The following is an 18716-nucleotide window of genomic DNA, read 5'->3' on the forward strand; positions in this document are numbered from 1 at the left end:
AATGGACTTAAAGAATTTGCGAAAGAGTATTGATAAAATCGATAATGAGATTTTAAATTTACTTGATAGGCGAATGGGGATTGTAAAAGAAATAGGAAAACTAAAGCTACAATCAAATGCCGCAATCTACCACCCAAAGCGAGAAAATGAGATTTTAAATTGCTTAATGGAGCAGAATAAAAGCAATATCACAAATAGCGGCATTGAGGCGATTTATAGGGAGATTTTTGCCACTAGCAGGTATTTGGAATTACCCGAGCGAGTGGCGTATCTAGGACCAATTGGGAGCTTTACACATCAAGTGGCGGTGTCGAAATTTGGCAAGATTAGCGAGTATATCTCAAGCACAAATATAGAATCTATTTTTAAATCTGTGGCAAATAAGAGCGTAAAATACGGCGTTATCCCAATTGAAAATAATAGCAATGGCATCGTGAGCGAGAGCTTGGACTTTCTAGCAAAATATGATGTTAAAATCATCGCAGAATCCAATCTCTCCATTCACCATAGCTTCGCTTCAAATGAAAAGCTAATCTCCAATATCAAAAAAATCTATTCTAAAGATATTGCATTTGGGCAATGTAGGGAGTTTTTGAATAATTATTCGCTTGAAAATGCCGAGCTTATCCCACTAGATTCCACCGCAAAAGCAGCTAAAATCGCTAGTGAGACGCCCAATAGTGCGGCGATTTGCTCGAATATCGCAGCAAATATCTATAATCTCCCAATTATGTTTGAAAATATCCAAGATAATAATGATAATATTACGCGATTTTTTATCATAAGTGATTTTAAGACAAATGCCACAAATAGTGATAAAACCTCGCTTTGTGCGTTTATAAACAATTCTGATAAACCCGGAACTCTAGCAAAGCTACTAAATGATTTTAATACCAAAAATATAAATTTAGTAAAGCTAGAATCTCGTCCATTACATAAAAATAAAAGCTTTAGTTTTTGGTTTTATATCGAGTTGGAGGGGCATATCGATAATGAAAATGTAAGCAATATATTTAAGGAGAAAAAAGATAAACTAAAATGGCTAGGAAGCTATACGCAAGAAAAATATTAAATGAGATTTTATGGGAGGTTAAAAGGCATAAAAAGCATTTTCGTGGGGGAATGGATTTGTTTTTCTTAAGTTTTATTTTGTCTCACCCATTTTATCGTGTGAGGTTAATGCCTCCTATAAGATTCTTAAAAATTGCTAAAGCATTTTTAATGAAATAAAATTCCGTGTGGTAGTTAGCAAAAAAGGGGTGTAGCAGGAAAAAAATAAAAAGGTTTCGCTCTCGTTTCGTGCAGTAGTAGCAAAAAAAGCGATGGGTAGGATTGGATTAGAAAAAGGAAATGCCTTTATAAAATCGCTTTTCCATAGAATCCTAATTTTTTGTTTTAAGTGGTGTAGCAAAGGGGAACAATGGGGCTTAAATGGAAATTTATCAAAGCGTAGCTTCTAGTAAAGCGTAGCTTCCTTGAAAACGAAGCTTCCTTGAAAGCGTAGCTTCTAGTAAAACAAAGTTTATTGCAAAGTGAGCGGAGCAAATTTATAGTAAAAACGAAGTCGCTCCCTTATCCCAATGCTAATGCAATCCCACCGATAACGCTTTTTCGGTGCTATGCTAACGCACAGAATTAAGAAGTTAAATTAAAATATCGTGTGTTAGGTGGTAGAATATAAAAAACTTTTAAAAAATTAGCTTTGGCTATGTTAAAGTAAATTAAAGGAGAAATTATGAAATTAGGTGTAAATATCGACCACATCGCAACATTAAGAGAGGCTAGAAAGATTAATGACCCAGACCCGCTAGAAGCTGTATTTATAGCCAAAAATGCGGGAGCGGAGCAAATCACTATCCACCTAAGAGAAGATAGGCGACATATGCACGATGAAGATATTACAAAAATTATAAATTCATCACAGCTCCCAATCAATGTAGAATCTAGCATAAATAAAGAAATTATTGATTATTTAATAGCCTTAAAACCGCATTCAATAACACTTGTTCCAGAAAATAGAATGGAAGTAACCACTGAGGGCGGTTTAAAACTGCAAGATTCCATAAAAGAAACGATTAAAAAAATCAAAGACAATGGCATAAAAGTTTCACTTTTTATTGATGCTTTTAGTGATGATATAAAAAAAGCAAAAGATTTTGAAAGTGATGCTATTGAGTTACACACAGGGGCTTTTGCGAATCTATTTTTGGTATTAAATACAAATCTAAATCGCACCCATAATGCACTTATTATAAATAATCCTAAAGTAAAATATCAAATGTTATTGAAAAATTTAGAAGATTCCGCAATATTAGCTAATAATATAGGGCTTGAAGTGTATGCTGGACATGGATTAAACTATCAAAATGTAAAAGAAATTGTAAAGATTAAAGAAATAACAGAATTAAATATCGGGCATAGCATCATCGCTAGAGCCGTATTTTGCGGATTAGAAAATGCTATAAGAGAGATGAAAAATCTAATAAAACGATGAAAAAAATTGCAATTAGTATCGGCGATGTAAATGGCATTGGGCTTGAAATCGCCCTAAAATCCCACGAGGAAATTAAGAAATATTGTGAGCCGATTTATTTCATAGATGTAGAAGTAGTAGAATCCGCATTAACATTACTAAAACTAAAACCTCCAAAAGATTTTCATACGCAAAATATACAATATTTATGCTCTCAAAAAATCCAAGATTCCATAAATAATCTAATAAATCCCAGCAAATTAGATTCTCTAAGTGGCGAATATAGCTTTCAATCTTTCAAAAATGCAACTATTTTTGTCAAAGAAAAAAAAGCCGATGCTTTACTGACTTTACCAATCCACAAAAAAGCGTGGGAACTTGCTAATATTAATTTTGTCGGGCATACAGATTTTTTAAGCCATTATTTTGGTGATAAAGGCATTATGATGCTAGGTTGCAAGGAAATGTTTGTCGCCCTTTTTAGCGACCACATTCCGCTAAAAGAAGTGCCTAGTAAAATAAAATTTGATAGTTTGTTGAAGTTTTTTATAAAGTTTGCAAATAATTTTAGCTTTGATAAAGCCCTAGTTTTGGGGCTAAATCCACACGCAGGGGATAATGGCGTTTTAGGGAAAGAGGATTTTATCATAAATGAAGCGATAATTGCCGCAAATAAAGCACTTAAAAAAGAGATTTTCATCGGCACTATTTCGCCAGATATTGCATTTAGCCCACAAAATAGAGCAAGATTCCACACCTTTATTGCAATGTATCACGACCAAGGTTTAGCTCCGCTAAAAGCACTTTATTTTGATGAAAGTATAAATGTAACGCTTGGATTGCCGATTTTAAGAACATCGGTAGACCACGGAGTGGCTTTTGATATAGCTTATCAAAATAAAGCGAGTATAAAAAGCTATCTTAATGCAATAGATTTTATTCTAAAGAACTAAAAATGGAAGATTATTTAGTAACAATAACAAATGATTTAAAAGATAATAATAAAAAACTACAATATGAAAATGAAGCCCTAAAACAAGAGATTTTAAAGCTAAAAGAGCATATAAAAGTGCTTGAAAATAGTGATTATATAAATGAGCTAGAATCTAATGTAGATTCCCTAAAAACTATGCTAAAAAATGAGCGAGATTCTCAAAAAAAACTAAGAGATGATGTGAATATGCTAAGCCAAAGATTAGATGAGTTTTTGGCACTTTTTTCTACATATATCAATGATAATGAAGACAATGATATTTATGATATTAACGACGATAAAAGCCTACTATTTGGGATAAATATAGATTCTGGGTTTATCCAAAATGCAACTATTAAATCTATCAAAAATTATCTCTCAATTCTAAAATGTAACAATATCCAAACCTTTACAATCAATGATTTTTCGACTAATAAAAAAAGTGATATTATCTTGATTGGCGAAGTTTTTGCGGATTATATACGATTATCCAATCTCGCAAATGATATAAATATCTATGGATTAGTTGAGATGTCAATGCCTAATATTTTTGAGCAAAACGCCATATCTATAAAATTTTATGGCAATAAAAATATTGAAGAAGATTTTATAAAGTTTAAAAAAATATACTCAAGGGAATTAAATCTAAAAGATAGTATTTTATAAATTCAATTTTTAAAGCCAAACTTTTTTATTTAGAATCTTAAAAATCCCAAAGCAATGGATTTAAAGACTATCATTTATTGAAATTATTAAAAAATTTGGCTTATGGATAATCCTAGCATTTCTAATAAAGCTATTACATCGCCTAAATCTTGGATTAAAAATTAGCTAGAAAATCCTTAAGATTCTAGGCTAATCACCAAGCCACACTTTTATTACTCCCTATTTTTATAATATTCACCTCATCGTCCCACAGCACAAGCCCACTTTTAAGGTCAACTAAGGTTAGTAAAAAATAATAATCAATTCGCTGTTGTGATGATGATAATTTTGTATTTTTTTGGATTATTTTGCCTGATAGCGATAATTCCGGAGCGATTAATTCACCTTTCTCTATTGTTGTGTATTGATTAAATTCATCATCATTTCTTGCATCTCGTGCAGAATCTATCATAGCATCTTTACTTCCACCACTACCACTAATAGCTAGGGTTAAGATATATTTTCCGCTATTTCGCATATCCCTTGTAACTTTTCTAGTAAGTTGCTCTGTATCAATCATCTGCATTGTGTCATTTACCACATCAGAAATAGCCAAAACCTTTGGACGCGTATCACTAATCTTTTTAGTATAGTTACTTGAAAGCAGCGATTTAACACTTTGCTCCGCGGCATTTGCAATATCGTGATAGTCAAGTCCAGTTGTTGTATATTCCTTAGAATCTTCTAGTGCGACATATTCCGTTTTTGACGAGCAAGCTACAAATATCATTCCTATAAATATTAAAACAACAAGCCATATATTTTTCATTTATTTTCTCCTATGCTATGAGTTAAACTGCTTATTATACCATTTTGCAATACCCTAAGATAAATTATATTGTCTTTGTTTAGACATAATGTTGTGCATTTCTCATCAATGGTAAAATGATATAACATTTTTTTATCACCAAATATATAAAAAACATCATTTGCATTCTTAATCCTTATAGCTATAAATCTTAGTGGCAGAATCCTAGCATTTCTAATATCAGCATTAGTGCTTGTAGCACTAAATATAGCTCCAGCAAATCCACCAAGAAAGCCAAATTGCTCACTTAGAAAATATTGCAAATATGCCTTATAAGATGCTGAAATAATGGATTTTGCAATAATATAAGGTAATTCAATATTAAATTCATTTGCAACTAACGCTTCCATATTTGCCAACTCAAATCCATTAAATACAGATTCTACATTATTAATACTCGTGCTTATGGAATATCTATTATTATAGGATTTACCAGAATCTAGATTCGGCAAAGCAATACCAAAATAAAAGACATTTGAATTAAGCAAATACAAAGGAACATCAAATCTTATCTCATATTTTTTAGGACTTCGCCCATCTTCAATGATAATCCAAGTATAAAAATCCTTATTTCTTTTTGACTTTCTTTTCTCTAAAATATCCAAATCAAGCAGAATCTCATCTTTTGTGCTAATGGCGTAAGATTCCTTTAATAAATCATTTGCCTTATTAAAATCATTTTGTGTTAAAAAAAAGATTCCAGAAAGATAGCTTACAATAGGATTCACAAAACCATCATAAGCTCTAAATTTATCAAGATTCCTATATTTTTGGGCGTATATAGAATTCATTGAATTATATGCTTGTTCTCTATTTGCTTCCCTCATTTCTTGGCTATAAGTAGTAGTGCTATCCTCTATGGCATTTTTTACTTGATTTATTCGCTCAGCAAAAAAATCTTTTGAACGCCTTTGTCTGTCGTTTGCACGATTAAATTCGACCCTAGAAGTCGCATAATCTCCGCTCATCATTGCATTTAACGCTTTGTAATAATTTATAAAAACAGCCTCATATAGATTTCCATAATATTCAAACATTGCTTCACTAACTAAAATAGAAGCAATGGTTTTAAATCCACTTGTAAGAAAAATTTCCTCTCTATGTGCTTCAAAAAAAGTTTCTGAAATATTAAAATACTCCATACTTGCTTTAAAATCGCCTATTTGATAAGCTAGGATTCCACTTTGAAAAGCCCAAAGAAAATCATCTTTAGCGTATTTTTTTACATAATTATAAGAATCTTTTAGATTTTCATTTTTATAATACAAATCATCTAACCTCTCCACATCTCCCATCGATGAACAAGCATTAAAAAAAATAAGCATAAAAAGTAACAAGCTAGTTTTATACAAAGTTTCTGCCTTTATAGTGTAACCTTTAGATAAATTCGCAATATTTATATTATTTTTGATAAAATCCTACACAATTATAATATCAATATTTAGACAAAAATCAAGGAAAAATATGAAAGTTTTATTATTAAAAGAAGTAAAATCTGTAGGTAAGGCTGGAGAAATTTGTGAGGTAAAAGATGGATATGGTAGGAATTTTTTAATAGCAAAAGGTTTTGCTCAAATTGCCACAAATGAAACAATAAATAGATACAAAAGCCAAGAGAAAAAGCGTAAAGAGGAAGAAGCAAAGCTAGTAGAGGAATTAAATAGCTTGGCTGAGAAATTGCAAAATATTACACTAAAAATCACCAAAAAAGTCGGTGCAAACGGCTCATTATACGGAGCAATAACAAAAGAGGAAATCGCACAAGCCTTTAAAGATTCACATAATATTGACATAGACAAAAAAGCACTAGATTTAAAAAATCCAATTAAAAGCACAGGTGTTTATGAGATTGATTTAAAATTAGGCTTTGGAATCCACGCAAAATGCAAAGTGGATATAGAAGCACAATAAATTAATTTTAAGGAATGCAAAAGGAATTAGATGTTTGAAGCGACGACCATACTTGCCTATAAGGGCGAGAATAAATCAGTGATTGGCGGAGATGGGCAAGTAACCTTTGGAAACTGCATTTTAAAGGGCAATGCCACGAAGATTCGCCTACTTTATAATGGCAAGATTTTAAGCGGATTTGCTGGAAGCACGGCGGACGCCTTTAGTCTCTTTGATATGTTTGAGAAAATCTTGGAGAATAAAAAGGGCGACTTGGAGCGAAGCGTAGTTGATTTCAGCAAGGAATGGCGGAGAGATAAATATCTACGGAAGCTAGAGGCGATGATGATAGTTTTAGATAGAAATAAAATCTATATTCTAAGTGGCTCAGGCGATGTGGTAGAGCCAGAAGATGGGAAAATCGCTGCAATTGGCAGTGGTGGGAACTACGCACTATCTGCTGCTAGGGCATTAGATAGATTTAGCGAAAAACTTGGCAAAATCGATGAATCTAGCTTGGTTGAAGAATCCCTAAAAATCGCAGGTGAAATCTGCATTTACACAAACACAAATATAAAATTATTGGAGCTTAAATAGTGAGTGATAATAAAACACCAAAGGAAATTGTAGAGTATTTGGACGAATATATAATCGGGCAGGAAAAGGCAAAAAAGGCGATTGCAATCGCACTTCGTAACCGCCACAGGCGAATGCAACTCCCAAAAGAAATCCAAGAGGAAATCGTGCCGAAAAATATCCTAATGATTGGAAATACCGGTGTGGGGAAAACAGAGATTTCACGGCGAATGGCAAAGATTCTAGGGCTACCATTTATCAAAGTTGAGGCGTCGAAATACACAGAGGTTGGATTCGTGGGGCGAGATGTGGAATCTATGGTTAGAGATTTAGTAAATGCTTCGATGAATCTTGTAAAAACCGAATATAGGGAAAAAAACGCCGATAAAATAGAATCCTACATCATTGATAAAATCACAAAAAGCCTAATCCCACCCCTCCCAAATACCGCAAATGAAACAAAAAAAGAGGAATATAAAATCTCCGCTGATAAGATGAAGCAAAAAGTCAAAGATGGCTTAGTGGATAATCTAGAAATTGAGATAGAAATCACAGAAGCCCCAATAAATCCACTTCCAATACCAAATATCGGGATAATAGAATTATTACCAAAACAACAAAAAATGAAAAAAATAAAAACAAGCGTCAAAGAGGCAAAAGAGCTACTAAAAAATGAAGCGATAGAAAATATAACCAATATTGATGAAATCAAAACAGAAGCACTAAAAAAAGCCGAAGAAAGCGGGATTATTTTTATAGATGAGATTGATAAAACAGCCACAGACCAAAGCACAAGCAAACAAAATCCAAATAAAGAGGGAGTGCAAAGGGATTTACTGCCGATTGTCGAGGGAAGTATCGTAGATACCAAATATGGCTCTATAAAAACAGATTATATTTTATTTATCGCAGCAGGGGCATTTGCCACGAGTAAACCAAGTGATTTAATCCCAGAGTTACAAGGTAGATTCCCTATTAGAGTGGAATTGGATAGTTTAAGCGAAGATGATTTATATAAGATTCTAACCCAAACAAAAAATTCAATAATAAAACAATACACATTATTACTTGAAACCGAGGAAATAAAATTGGAATTCAGCGAAGAAGCACTTAGGGCAATTGCAAAATTTGCATTTATCGCCAATGAAAAAACCGAAGATATTGGAGCTAGACGACTTCACACGATTGTAGAAAAAGTGCTAGAGGATATTAGCTTTGAAGCACCGAATCTAAAAGGCAAAAATATATCTATCACTCAAAAAGAAATAGAAGAAAAATTAGATTCTATCGTTCAAAACGCTGATGTAACTAGATATATCCTATAAGACTAGATATGAGTAAAGCCGGATTTGTAGCAATCATAGGTCGCCCAAATGCTGGGAAAAGCACACTTCTAAACGCCCTAATAAATGAACAAATCGCCCTTGTCTCGCACAAGATAAACGCCACACGAAAGCGAATGAATATTATCCTTATGCATAAAAATTCTCAAATTATTTTCATCGACACGCCCGGAATCCACAATAAAGAAAAAATGCTAAATCAATTTATGCTCCAAGAATCGCTCAAAGCAATTGATGATTGCGATTTGGTCGTATTTCTCTCCCCAATCACGGATAATTTAAGGTATTATGAGGAATTTTTGGAGCTAAATAAAAAATCCAAAAATCCAAAAAAACATATTTTATTGCTAACCAAAATAGATTCCCTAAAAAATGATGAGATTCTAGAATCTATCGCAAAATACGAGGTTTTTAAGGACTTTTACCACGCCCTAATCCCCATTTCTAGCACGAAAAATATTAATCTTGCGAATCTGCTTGATGAAGTTGTGAAATATCTCCCAAATTCGCCATATTTATACGATACGGAGATTATTAGCGACCAAAATTTACGCGAGATTTATAAGGAAAAAATCAGGGAGAGCGTGTTTGAAAACATCAATAAGGAAATCCCCTACCAAAGCGATGTGATTATTAATAAAATCGAGGAGAGCGAGGAGATTGATAGAATCTACGCCCAAATCATCGTGGAAAAAGAGAGCCAAAAGATAATAATTATTGGCAAAAATGGCAATTCGATTAAAAATATCGGCATAAATGCAAGGAAAAAAATCGAGGATTTTAGCGGAAAAAGGGCGTTTCTAAAGCTAGAGGTAATCGTCAAAAAAGGCTGGAGTAAAAATAAAAAACTACTAAAAGAAATCGGCTATAATATAAATTAAAAAGTGAAGTTCTTTTTAGATTAAATCAATTAAACTAATCGTATAATCTACTAGTAGATATTGTAAAAATGTCTATTTAAAACTACAAATACAAGGACAAGAATGAAAAAAATCAAGATTAGCAATGTAAACACACTAGACACAAGAGTAGATGAAGGACGAAGAAAATCCCTGATTGGATTAAGTGCACTTGGAATCTTAGGAGCTAGTGCTACATTAAACGCACATTGGGGAATGGGAGCAGTAGAGCTAACCTCAAATGATACCAAAGATAGCACTATTTTAATTAAAAATGCCGTTGTTTTTGATGGATATAATCAAATGAAAGGCAATAATGATGTTTTAATCAAAAACAATAAAATAGCCAAAATAGGACAGAATCTAGATTCTTCAAATGAAAAAAATGTAAAAGTAATCAATGCTAATGGCAAATTCCTAATGCCCGGACTTATAGACGCCCACTGGCATACGATGTTAGCTGCTGCTGGACTTGATGATTATAATCAACCAGATAATGGATTAGTAGTAACCAAAGCAGTCGCAGAGGCAGAAAATACAGTTCTTAGAGGTTTTACAACTGTTAGAGATATGGCGGGTGGCGTTTTTGGTATGAAAAAAGCATTTGATGATAAAGTTATACCCGGACCTAGAATCTTCCCAAGTGGAGCGTTTGTATCACAAACTTCCGGACATGGCGATATGAGAGCGATTAATAATCCACCTTCCAAATTTGGTGGTGTTCCATCAGTTTTTGAGCAAAATGGTGATTTTGTCCTTGCCGATGGTATAGATGATGTAACAACTGCTGTTAGATGGCAGTTAAAAAAAGGTGCTAGTCAAATAAAAATCGGCGGAGGCGGTGGAGTTATAAGTAAGTTTGACCCATTAGATTCGCTTCAATATACTACTGCTGAAATGAAAGCAGCTGTTAGTGCGGCATCGGATTATGGCACTTATGTATGTGCACATTTATATTATGATAATGGCATAAATAGAGCCGTTGATGCAGGGATAATGTCTATTGAGCACGGACAATTTGCAAAAGTGGATACATTGAAAAAAATGGCAGACAAAGGCGTGTGGCTAAGCACTCAAGCATTTGAAACAAATAAATATTTTCCAAAGCCAGATAGCCCAAAGGGACTTGCACTTGATGGAGCGTGGAGAAAAACGGTTGAGAACGCACTAAAAGTAAAATGCAATATCGCATTTGGAACAGATATGCTATTTTCACCTTTTCAAGCTAGTGGGCAGAACTATATGCTTTATTTATTTTCGCAAATCTTGGGGAATCTTGATGCATTAAGATTGGCAACTTCCACAAATGCAAAATTACTTGAATTATGCGGAGAGCGGAATCCTTACTATGGCTCAAATTTGGGCGTTATAAAAGAGGGAGCTTGGGCGGATTTAATCCTAGTAGATGGGAATCCAATCAATGATTTTAAGATTATTTATGATTATGATAATAGATTTGATGTAATTATAAAAGATGGTGCGATTATAAAAAACAAACTTGCTTAAAATGAAAATGTTAAAAAATTAGTATAATACGAAATATTTAATAACGACGAAGGAAATATTTTGAAGTATTTTATTGGTTTTTTGTTGGTTATTGGGGTGAGTCTTAATGCAAGTAATGATAAATTGTATGAGATTGTAAGTGAATATAGAGAAAATGGGCTGGAATCTATAAAAAGCACTTTGGAAAAATCTCTGCTTGATAGGGAATATTGGGAAAGTGTGGTCGCCAAAAAAGATACGAAATTTGGCTATTATGAGAGTGTGAAATATATCTTTATCGCCTCAAAAAAGAATGCTTCCTTGCAACTTTTCGAGGTGGATTCCAATAAATTATCCCAATTAAGCAAGGCAAATGCGATATTTGGGGAAAATCAAGGCGATAAAAAGATTCAAGGTGATTTGGCTACTCCAATTGGCGTTTATGACCTAAATAAGCGTCTTAGTGGGCTAGACCAATATTATGGACCACTTGCTTTTAGCACCTCATATCCCAATCTCTATGATAGATTAAATAACAAAACAGGCTATGGAATCTGGATTCACGGGCTTCCGCTAAATGGCGATAGGAGCGAGAAAAGCACGAGAGGTTGCATCGTCGTTGAGAATAATATCTTAGAGCAGTATGATAAAACTATAAATTTCAAGGATTCTATCCTTATCACAAGTATTGATAATCTAGCCGAAGTGCCAAAGAGTGCGATTGTGGATATATTGCAATCATTGTTTATCTGGCGTGATGCGTGGATAAATAATGATTTGGATTTATATCTATCTTTTTATGATGATAGTTTTACACGATTTGATAGAATGAAAATTGATGCATTTAAAGACTACAAAAGACGAATCTTTGGCAAAGAAGAGCGAAAAACTATCGAATTTAGCGAGATTAATATCGCTCCATATCCAAATATGGAAAATCAAAATATGTTTAGAATTACCTTTTTTGAGGATTATAAAGCAGATGGTGGATATAAGTTTAAGGGCATAAAAGAGCTATATGTGCTACTAAAAAATAATAAGATGAGTATAATCGTGGAGCGATAATCTATAAAAATAGATAATCGCTTTATTTTATAAAATCCATTATTATAATAGATTTTATTAGATTCCAATCAAAACTATATTAGATATTATCTAACTAATTTTGCCTCTTTTAAAAATATTGATGGTGTGTAGTTTGTATTTTTAGCCCAATCTTTGTAAGCAAAAGTAAAATAAACATTATGTCTAGCCCTTGTTGTAGCGACATAAAACAAGCGTCTTTCTTCCTCTAAACTACCTGTTTTAGACATCAATTTCGTATTTGGAAATCGCCCATCCATCAAATCTATAATATATACATCATCAAATTCTAAACCTTTCGAAGCGTGAATGGTGAGCAAATTCACACCATCGCCACTACTAGATTCCGCACTATTTAATGTAATAGAATTCAAAAATCGTCCCAAATCATTATAGGATTTTGATAGATTGTAGAGTATGGAGACTTTCTTATCAATATTATCTTTTTCTTCCCTTATTTTTATATCATTGATACTTTTATATTTATTTTTTACACGACTTATGCTTAAGCTATTTTTTATCTCAGCAAAAAAATCACTATTTATAATCTCTTTAAAAAGATTATCTAAATTATCTCGTTTAATCAAAAAAAGCTTATAAAATTTATTGATAAAAACTGCACTTTTGGAGGTTAATTTTGGGTGTGATAATAGCAAATGTGAAGCAAAATCACTGCTTAAATATCTATCAAATCTAGCTCTATCTTCTTGTATAAAAATATCATCAAAAAGCCCAAGTTGTGCATTTCTAAGCTTATTTTTATATGGTTTATTGCTATCTTTGGGATTTAATAGCCCATCTTTAATATTTCCATTCCCAAGAAATATCAAACAATCATAAATATCTTTTGCAATACTCTCGCCAATGCCACTCCCAATGGATAAAACATTTATAAAAGCCATCATATCTAGTTTATTAAAAAATAGATTAAGAATATCTATTAAAAGGCTAATTTCCTTGCTCTCAAAAAAACTTCTGCCACCTTTTTTTCTAACACTAATTCCTAGCTCCCTAAGACTAGCTTCCATATAATCGGAACTTATATTATTTCTAAATATTATTGCCGTTTGTAAAAGCGATGTAGCAGAAGTAGAGATATGCCTTGCAATGTATTGATACTGCTCTTTTGTATCACTAAATGAAAAAACCTCCACCTTAGAATCTTCCCTCTTGCAAATAACTTCAAGTGATTTTGGATAGATTCTGGGATTATGTGCTATAACATTATTTGCGACTTCTAGAATCTTGCCACTTGAACGATAATTTTTAGTAAGGCTAAAGATTCTAGCATCGCTAAATCTATCTTTAAAAGAAGCGATGATTCCAATATCCGAGCCATTAAAAGCATAAATACTTTGGTCGTAATCACCCACACAAAAAAGAGATTCTGCTTTGATGTTTAAGATAATGCTATTTTGTAGATGATTTGTATCTTGATATTCATCAACTAGAATCTCTTTTAAGCTAAGATTATTTTCTATTATTTTATCACGATACAAAATCAGTAAATCATCATAGGATACATAATTGTATTGTCTTTTTAAATCCATAAATTCATTAAAAATATCATCATAAATATCTGCATAAATGCTATGCTCTTCATTTCTTTGAGCGATAAAATCTACAAATTTTCCATCAAATGAATTTATATAAAGTGAAAATAAATCATATAAATAATCAGCCTTATATGGCGGAGTAGAAGCTATTTCATTAAAGATTCTATTATTATAAATACTTCTTAGTAAAATCTTTAATTCTCTTGGTTGTTTTAATAAAATCTTATAATGCTCTTTTAAATATCTATATGCGATAGCATGAAAAGTGCCTGCTTGAATATCTTTTAAAATATCTTTTGAAAAATGAGATTCTAATCGTTTAATCATCTCACTAGAAGCTTTATTTGTAAAAGTTAGAAGCATAATTTTATCCGCACTAATGCCACTTTGTAGGAGATGAACTATGCGACCAACTATTGTCGAGGTTTTGCCCGTCCCTGCTGATGCTATTATTAGATTATGTCCTAGTGGTGCACTAGCAGCATCAAGCTGCTCTTTATTTAACAAAGCAGTTATTTTACAAATTCCTTTAAAGGTTGAAACTTCGCAAATTCAGGATAATCCAATGATGAAAAAACCACCTGTATAGCCTTTTTATTATACATATTAAAAATTAAAGGTGCTAGGAAATTCACCTTAGAATCTTCAAGTGGATTCTGCAAAACAACCATACAATAGACTTCTATACTAGAATCTTTTTGCATATCTAATAAAATTTGTGCATACAATGGAATATCAAATGAGTATTTTCGTAAAACAAATGGATTCACTAATGTCCAAGAAAGTCCATTATTTGTAGTAATATTTACAAAAAAATCATCTATTTTTTTCAACTCAAGCACTTTTATATCTTCAAAGCCCAAAATAGGCGACACTATTTCAAAAATCACTTGCCATTCCTAATAATTTAATTTGTTTTTGGATAGAATTATAAATCCAAATTAACACAAAAACATAAAGCAACAAGCAATTTTCGTGCCAAATATTAAAAATGGGATTAAGGTAAAATTAAGATTCTAAAGGTTTTAAACAAATGAATGATAAAGATTTGCAAAATGCACCACAAGGGAAAACTCCACAAAGCCACAATAATTATAATCCAAGTGAATTTGAGCCGAGATATTACGCGATATGGGAGGAGCGAGGCTATTTCAAGCTAGATTCTAATAAGGCGATACAAAATGGCAAGAATTTCTGCATTATGATGCCTCCGCCAAATATCACCGGAGCCCTTCATATGGGACACGCGCTCACCTACACTTTGCAAGATATTATCACGCGATATAAGCGAATGGACGGCTTTCGTGTGCTTTGGCAGCCCGGAATCGACCACGCTGGGATTGCCACGCAAAATATCGTAGAAAAACAGCTCCTAGCAAAGGGTATAAAAAAAGAGGATATTGGCAGAGAGGCATTTTTAGATGCGGTATGGAAGTGGAAAGAGGAAAGCGGGGGAATGATACTCTCGCAGCTAAGGCGACTTGGGGCGTCGCCAAACTGGGAACGACTTCGCTTCACTATGGATAAGGGGTTGCAAAATGCCGTCAAAAAGGCATTTGTAGAGTGGTATAACCGCGGACTGATTTTCCAAGATAATTATATGGTGAATTGGTGCACCCACGATGGAGCTTTAAGCGACATTGAGGTCGAGTATGAGGAAAACGCTGGGAAATTGTATTATATTAGATATTTTCTCGCAGATTCTATTGATTCCACTTCGCGGACGAACGAAGTCCGTCCTTGCGACGAAGGGCGTTGCCCTTTCGAAACCCCTGAAGCTTCGGAGACTTCGCTCCGAGAAGGCGAAGCTAAAAGCTTCGCTGTTAGTGGTGGCTCTTTAGTAGATTCACCACGAGATTCCAAGAATCTAGATTCCGCGGATTCCGCCCAATTTACACAAGATTCCGCGAATCTAGATTCCACAGATTCCCCACGAGATTCCACAAACCCCAAAGACTACATCATCGTCGCCACAACGCGCCCGGAGACTTATTTTGGCGATACTGCCGTTATGGTTAATCCAGAAGATTCTCGCTTTAAGCACCTAGTGGGGCGAAAAGTGCGTTTGCCATTGGTGAATAAGGAGATTAGCATTATTGCGGATTCCTATGTGGATATGGAGTTTGGCACGGGCTGCGTGAAGGTAACTCCAGCACATGATATTAACGACTATGAGGTCGGCAAACGCCATAATTTGGACTTTATCACCATATTTGATAAAAATGGGATTTTGAATGATTATTGCGGAGAGTTCGCTGGATTGGAGCGATTGGAGGCGAGGGACAAAATCGTAGAGGCACTCCAAAACGCCGGCTACATCGAAAAAATAGAAGATTATAACAACAAAATTGGCAAGTGCTATCGTTGTGGAAATGTGGTGGAGCCATATATCTCCACGCAGTGGTTCGTGGATAAGAAAATCGCCCAAGAAGCGATAGAAAAGGTAAATAACGGCGAAGCGAAGTTTTTCCCAACGCAATGGCTAAATAACTATAATGCGTGGATGAGGGAGCTTCGCCACTGGTGCATTAGCCGTCAGCTTTGGTGGGGGCATAGAATCCCAGTGTTTTACTGCGATAAATGTGGCGTGAAAGTGGCAAGTGAGAGCGCGGAGGTCGTTTGCAAATGTGGGGCGAAAATGAGGCAGGATAGCGATGTCTTGGATACTTGGTTTAGCTCGGGGCTGTGGGCGTTTAGCACGCTTGGCTGGGGAAATGTGCCGGAGAATCTTTCTCAAAATGTGGGCGAAAATCCGGCTGGGAATCTTCTTGGGAATCCGCGTGAAACTTTAAGCGAAAATTCAGCACAGAATCCAGCACAGAATCCGCACGAAATTAAAGCCCAGAGTGCCGAGATTGAAGCCATAAAATCGCTCTATAATCCAAATGATTTGAATGACTTTTACCCGAATTCGTTGCTTATTACTAGCTTTGATATTTTGTTTTTTTGGGTGGCTAGAATGCTTTTTAGCGGGGAAAGTATGCTTGGAAAGCTCCCATTTAGGGATATATATCTACACGCCCTAGTTTGCGATGAAAATGGTAATAAGATGAGCAAATCGCGTGGCAATGTGATAAATCCGCTTGAGTTGATTGAGTCCCACAGCAGCGATGTTTTGCGATTTACCCTTGCTTATCACTGCATTCAAGGGCGAGACATTAGGATAAGCCAAAAGAGCCTAAATATCGGCAATGCGCTATTTCTAAAGGTGCTAAATGCACTAAATTTCTTATTAATGTATAAGGAGCAGCAAAAAGGCGAGTTTGTCCCGCTGGAGGGCATTAAATCGCCACTTGGGATTTATATGAAAACTTGCTTTGAAAAAAGCGTGAGAGATATGCGAAATGCCCTAGATTCCTATCGATTTAACGATGCTGCGGGGGTTATCTATAAATTTTTATTTAATGATTTTTGCGACTGGGGGATTGAGCTAATCAAGGCGGAGAAACACGCTGTATTCGAGCTTGGGAGTATTTTTAGGGAATCTATGAAGTTACTCCACCCATTTATGCCTTTTGTTAGCGAGTTTGCCTATCAGGCGATAAATGGGACTATTTTGGAAGATTCTAGCTCGATTATGATTGAGAAATTTCCACAATGTAGGGAAAATGCAGAATCCGGTAAAATCGCAGAATCTGCGGAATCCGCTAAAGTTCCGGAATCTAGCCAAGCCCCGTATGTTGCGGAATTTGAGATAGTAAAAGACATCGTTACTTCCATAAGGAGGGCGAAAATCGCCATTGACTTTGCAAATAAAACTATTCCACTTAGCTACATCAAGCTTAATAAAACTGCGGATTTAGCCTTGCTTAGGGCGTTTATCCCCAAACTTGCAAAATGCGAAAAAATCGAGTTCGTAGAAGAGAAGCCAAAAAATTCGATTTTTGATATTTGTGATAGTGCCGAGATTTATATCCCAACGGAGGCGATTGACTTGGATTCCTTGCTACAAAAATTAGCAAAGAAAAAGGAGAAAATCTTGGGCGAAAAAGCGAAGCTAGAATCTATGCTAAAAAATGAGAAATTCCTAGCAAATGCCCCAAAAAGCTTGATTTTGGATAATCAAAATGCGCTTGCAGGCGTAAATGAGAGGCTTGAGAAAATCGAGGGCGAGATAAAAGCGCTAGAAATCTAGGTAATTTAAAAAGGGGATTTGGTGAAAAAAATATTATTGGTAGTTTTTTTTGGGCTTATTTTTTTGGGCTGTGGGGGAGAAAAAGAAAAAATATCTTATGCGACAATTGAAAAAAATCTTTTTAATGAGAATCTTGAGGGTGTTTTAAACCCGCTAGAATCGCAGATTGCTAAAAATCTAATCGTAGATTCTACTAAGAATAATTATAAATTAATTACAAGTGTGGAGTTGGAAAAAGTGCTTTATGGCGGGGGCTTTGGCGAATCTAAAACTCTAGGCGACTCGCAAGATTCTAAAAATGCTATAGATTCCGCGAATTCCGGCGAATCTAAAAAGGTGGCAGAATCTAAATCGCCCGGGGATTCTAAGGATTCCGCCAAATCTAGCGGAGATTCCGCGGATTCCACAAGTGCCACAGATTCTAGCAATTTGCAGATTATTACCACCATTCCGCGTGGAATCTATATTTTAGGATTTATTAAAGGGGCGAAAAACTTCGAGTTTAACGCTGATTTTAGCGGAGTTTGGGAGAGCGATACGAAAAACGAACAAGCAAAGTTTTTTGAATTTTTGGGCGATAAAAATAACAAAATAATATTCTATGACAATGGCGAGAATAGTGCTAAGACTGGGGCTTTGTGGGCTAAGAAGCTGGGCTATAAAAATGTATATTTACTTGCTGGGAATTTCCAAAGTTGGAGGGAAAATAATTTTGAAATTAGCTTTGATATGCCGGAATGTTGCCAAATGTAGGGCGTTTCAAGCGATTTAAAGAATCTAAAAATAGGGA

General features: G+C 34.5%; 15 protein-coding genes and 2 pseudogenes. 13 read left to right on the forward strand and 4 right to left on the reverse strand.

Annotation, left to right across the window (positions count from 1 at the left end):
• Position 1 precedes the first annotated feature (1 nt).
• The 4 genes from pheA to CCY99_RS00290 all read left to right on the forward strand — a co-directional run bounded on the left by pheA (position 2) and on the right by CCY99_RS00290 (position 4112).
• A complete protein-coding gene (pheA, locus tag CCY99_RS00270) occupies positions 2 to 1072 on the forward strand; it encodes a prephenate dehydratase (RefSeq protein WP_112059412.1) in 1071 nt (356 codons plus the stop codon).
• A gap of 663 nt (positions 1073 to 1735) precedes the next feature.
• Positions 1736 to 2494 (forward strand): pyridoxine 5'-phosphate synthase, encoded by a 759-nt coding sequence (locus CCY99_RS00280; RefSeq protein WP_112059414.1) that lies wholly within the window; start codon positions 1736 to 1738, stop codon positions 2492 to 2494.
• Positions 2491 to 3426 carry a 4-hydroxythreonine-4-phosphate dehydrogenase gene (gene pdxA / locus CCY99_RS00285; RefSeq protein WP_112059415.1) on the forward strand — a complete coding sequence of 312 codons (936 nt, stop codon included), beginning with the start codon at positions 2491 to 2493 and terminating at the stop codon, positions 3424 to 3426. The genes CCY99_RS00280 and pdxA overlap by 4 nt, the downstream gene beginning before the upstream one ends.
• 2 nt (positions 3427 to 3428) lie before the next feature.
• Positions 3429 to 4112, forward strand: a complete 684-nt coding sequence (locus CCY99_RS00290; protein WP_112059416.1) for a hypothetical protein — start codon at positions 3429 to 3431, stop codon at positions 4110 to 4112.
• 193 nt (positions 4113 to 4305) lie between these two features.
• Here CCY99_RS00290 and lpoB read toward each other — a convergent pair whose 3' ends face one another.
• The gene (gene lpoB / locus CCY99_RS00295; protein WP_112059417.1) at positions 4306 to 4920 is read right to left on the reverse strand and encodes a penicillin-binding protein activator LpoB; all 615 of its coding nucleotides are present in this window, start codon (positions 4918 to 4920) and stop codon (positions 4306 to 4308) included.
• Positions 4917 to 6311 carry a hypothetical protein gene (locus CCY99_RS00300; protein WP_112059418.1) on the reverse strand — a complete coding sequence of 465 codons (1395 nt, stop codon included), beginning with the start codon at positions 6309 to 6311 and terminating at the stop codon, positions 4917 to 4919. Before CCY99_RS00300 ends, lpoB begins: the two co-directional genes overlap by 4 nt.
• Positions 6312 to 6423: 112 nt before the next feature.
• On the opposite strand from CCY99_RS00300, the gene rplI reads away from it, so the two are divergent.
• The 6 genes from rplI (at position 6424) to CCY99_RS00330 (ending at position 12217) form a co-directional block, all read left to right on the forward strand.
• Positions 6424 to 6870 (forward strand): 50S ribosomal protein L9, encoded by a 447-nt coding sequence (rplI, locus tag CCY99_RS00305; RefSeq protein WP_112059419.1) that lies wholly within the window; start codon positions 6424 to 6426, stop codon positions 6868 to 6870.
• 30 nt (positions 6871 to 6900) lie between these two features.
• Entirely contained in the window at positions 6901 to 7446 is a 546-nt protein-coding gene (gene hslV, locus CCY99_RS00310) for an ATP-dependent protease subunit HslV (protein ID WP_112059420.1), read from the forward strand.
• A complete protein-coding gene (gene hslU, locus CCY99_RS00315) occupies positions 7446 to 8750 on the forward strand; it encodes an HslU--HslV peptidase ATPase subunit (protein ID WP_112059421.1) in 1305 nt (434 codons plus the stop codon). Before hslV ends, hslU begins: the two co-directional genes overlap by 1 nt.
• Before the next feature lie 8 nt (positions 8751 to 8758).
• Complete coding sequence (gene era / locus CCY99_RS00320) at positions 8759 to 9649, forward strand: GTPase Era (RefSeq protein WP_112059422.1); 891 nt, start codon at positions 8759 to 8761, stop codon at positions 9647 to 9649.
• A gap of 102 nt (positions 9650 to 9751) precedes the next feature.
• A complete protein-coding gene (locus CCY99_RS00325) occupies positions 9752 to 11173 on the forward strand; it encodes an amidohydrolase family protein (RefSeq protein WP_112059423.1) in 1422 nt (473 codons plus the stop codon).
• A gap of 60 nt (positions 11174 to 11233) precedes the next feature.
• Positions 11234 to 12217 (forward strand): L,D-transpeptidase family protein, encoded by a 984-nt coding sequence (locus tag CCY99_RS00330; protein WP_258442865.1) that lies wholly within the window; start codon positions 11234 to 11236, stop codon positions 12215 to 12217.
• Positions 12218 to 12303: 86 nt separating this feature from the next.
• Here the strand turns inward: CCY99_RS00330 and CCY99_RS00335 are convergent, their stop codons facing one another.
• Together CCY99_RS00335 and fliW are read right to left on the reverse strand one after the other, a co-directional pair.
• On the reverse strand, positions 12304 to 14298 hold the full coding sequence (locus tag CCY99_RS00335) for an ATP-dependent helicase (protein ID WP_258442866.1): 1995 nt from the start codon (positions 14296 to 14298) through the stop codon (positions 12304 to 12306).
• 5 nt (positions 14299 to 14303) lie between these two features.
• The gene (gene fliW / locus CCY99_RS00340; RefSeq protein ID WP_112059425.1) at positions 14304 to 14681 is read right to left on the reverse strand and encodes a flagellar assembly protein FliW; all 378 of its coding nucleotides are present in this window, start codon (positions 14679 to 14681) and stop codon (positions 14304 to 14306) included.
• Positions 14682 to 14824: 143 nt separating this feature from the next.
• Between fliW and CCY99_RS10010 the strand changes: the two are divergent.
• The 3 genes and pseudogenes from CCY99_RS10010 to CCY99_RS00350 form a co-directional block, all read left to right on the forward strand.
• Positions 14825 to 16507: pseudogene (locus CCY99_RS10010) on the forward strand (valine--tRNA ligase); the annotation flags it as partial.
• A 174-nt stretch (positions 16508 to 16681) separates the two neighbouring features.
• Positions 16682 to 17926 (forward strand): annotated as a pseudogene (locus CCY99_RS10015) (class I tRNA ligase family protein); the annotation flags it as partial.
• A gap of 21 nt (positions 17927 to 17947) precedes the next feature.
• On the forward strand, positions 17948 to 18679 hold the full coding sequence (locus tag CCY99_RS00350; protein WP_181646774.1) for a rhodanese-like domain-containing protein: 732 nt from the start codon (positions 17948 to 17950) through the stop codon (positions 18677 to 18679).
• Positions 18680 to 18716 lie beyond the last annotated feature (37 nt).

The sequence above is a fragment of the Helicobacter sp. 16-1353 genome (assembly GCF_003288815.1).
Classification (GTDB): Bacteria; Campylobacterota; Campylobacteria; order Campylobacterales; family Helicobacteraceae; genus NHYM01.

Excerpts from the sequence above, each read along its gene's own strand:
- pheA (WP_112059412.1), top strand. The coding sequence starts at position 2 with ATGGACTTAAAGAATTTGCGAAAGAGTATTGATAAAATCGATAATGAG.
- CCY99_RS00280 (WP_112059414.1), top strand. The coding sequence starts at position 1,736 with ATGAAATTAGGTGTAAATATCGACCACATCGCAACATTAAGAGAGGCT.
- pdxA (WP_112059415.1), top strand. The coding sequence starts at position 2,491 with ATGAAAAAAATTGCAATTAGTATCGGCGATGTAAATGGCATTGGGCTT.
- CCY99_RS00290 (WP_112059416.1), top strand. The coding sequence starts at position 3,429 with ATGGAAGATTATTTAGTAACAATAACAAATGATTTAAAAGATAATAAT.
- lpoB (WP_112059417.1), bottom strand. The coding sequence starts at position 4,920 with ATGAAAAATATATGGCTTGTTGTTTTAATATTTATAGGAATGATATTT.
- rplI (WP_112059419.1), top strand. The coding sequence starts at position 6,424 with ATGAAAGTTTTATTATTAAAAGAAGTAAAATCTGTAGGTAAGGCTGGA.
- hslV (WP_112059420.1), top strand. The coding sequence starts at position 6,901 with ATGTTTGAAGCGACGACCATACTTGCCTATAAGGGCGAGAATAAATCA.
- era (WP_112059422.1), top strand. The coding sequence starts at position 8,759 with ATGAGTAAAGCCGGATTTGTAGCAATCATAGGTCGCCCAAATGCTGGG.
- CCY99_RS00325 (WP_112059423.1), top strand. The coding sequence starts at position 9,752 with ATGAAAAAAATCAAGATTAGCAATGTAAACACACTAGACACAAGAGTA.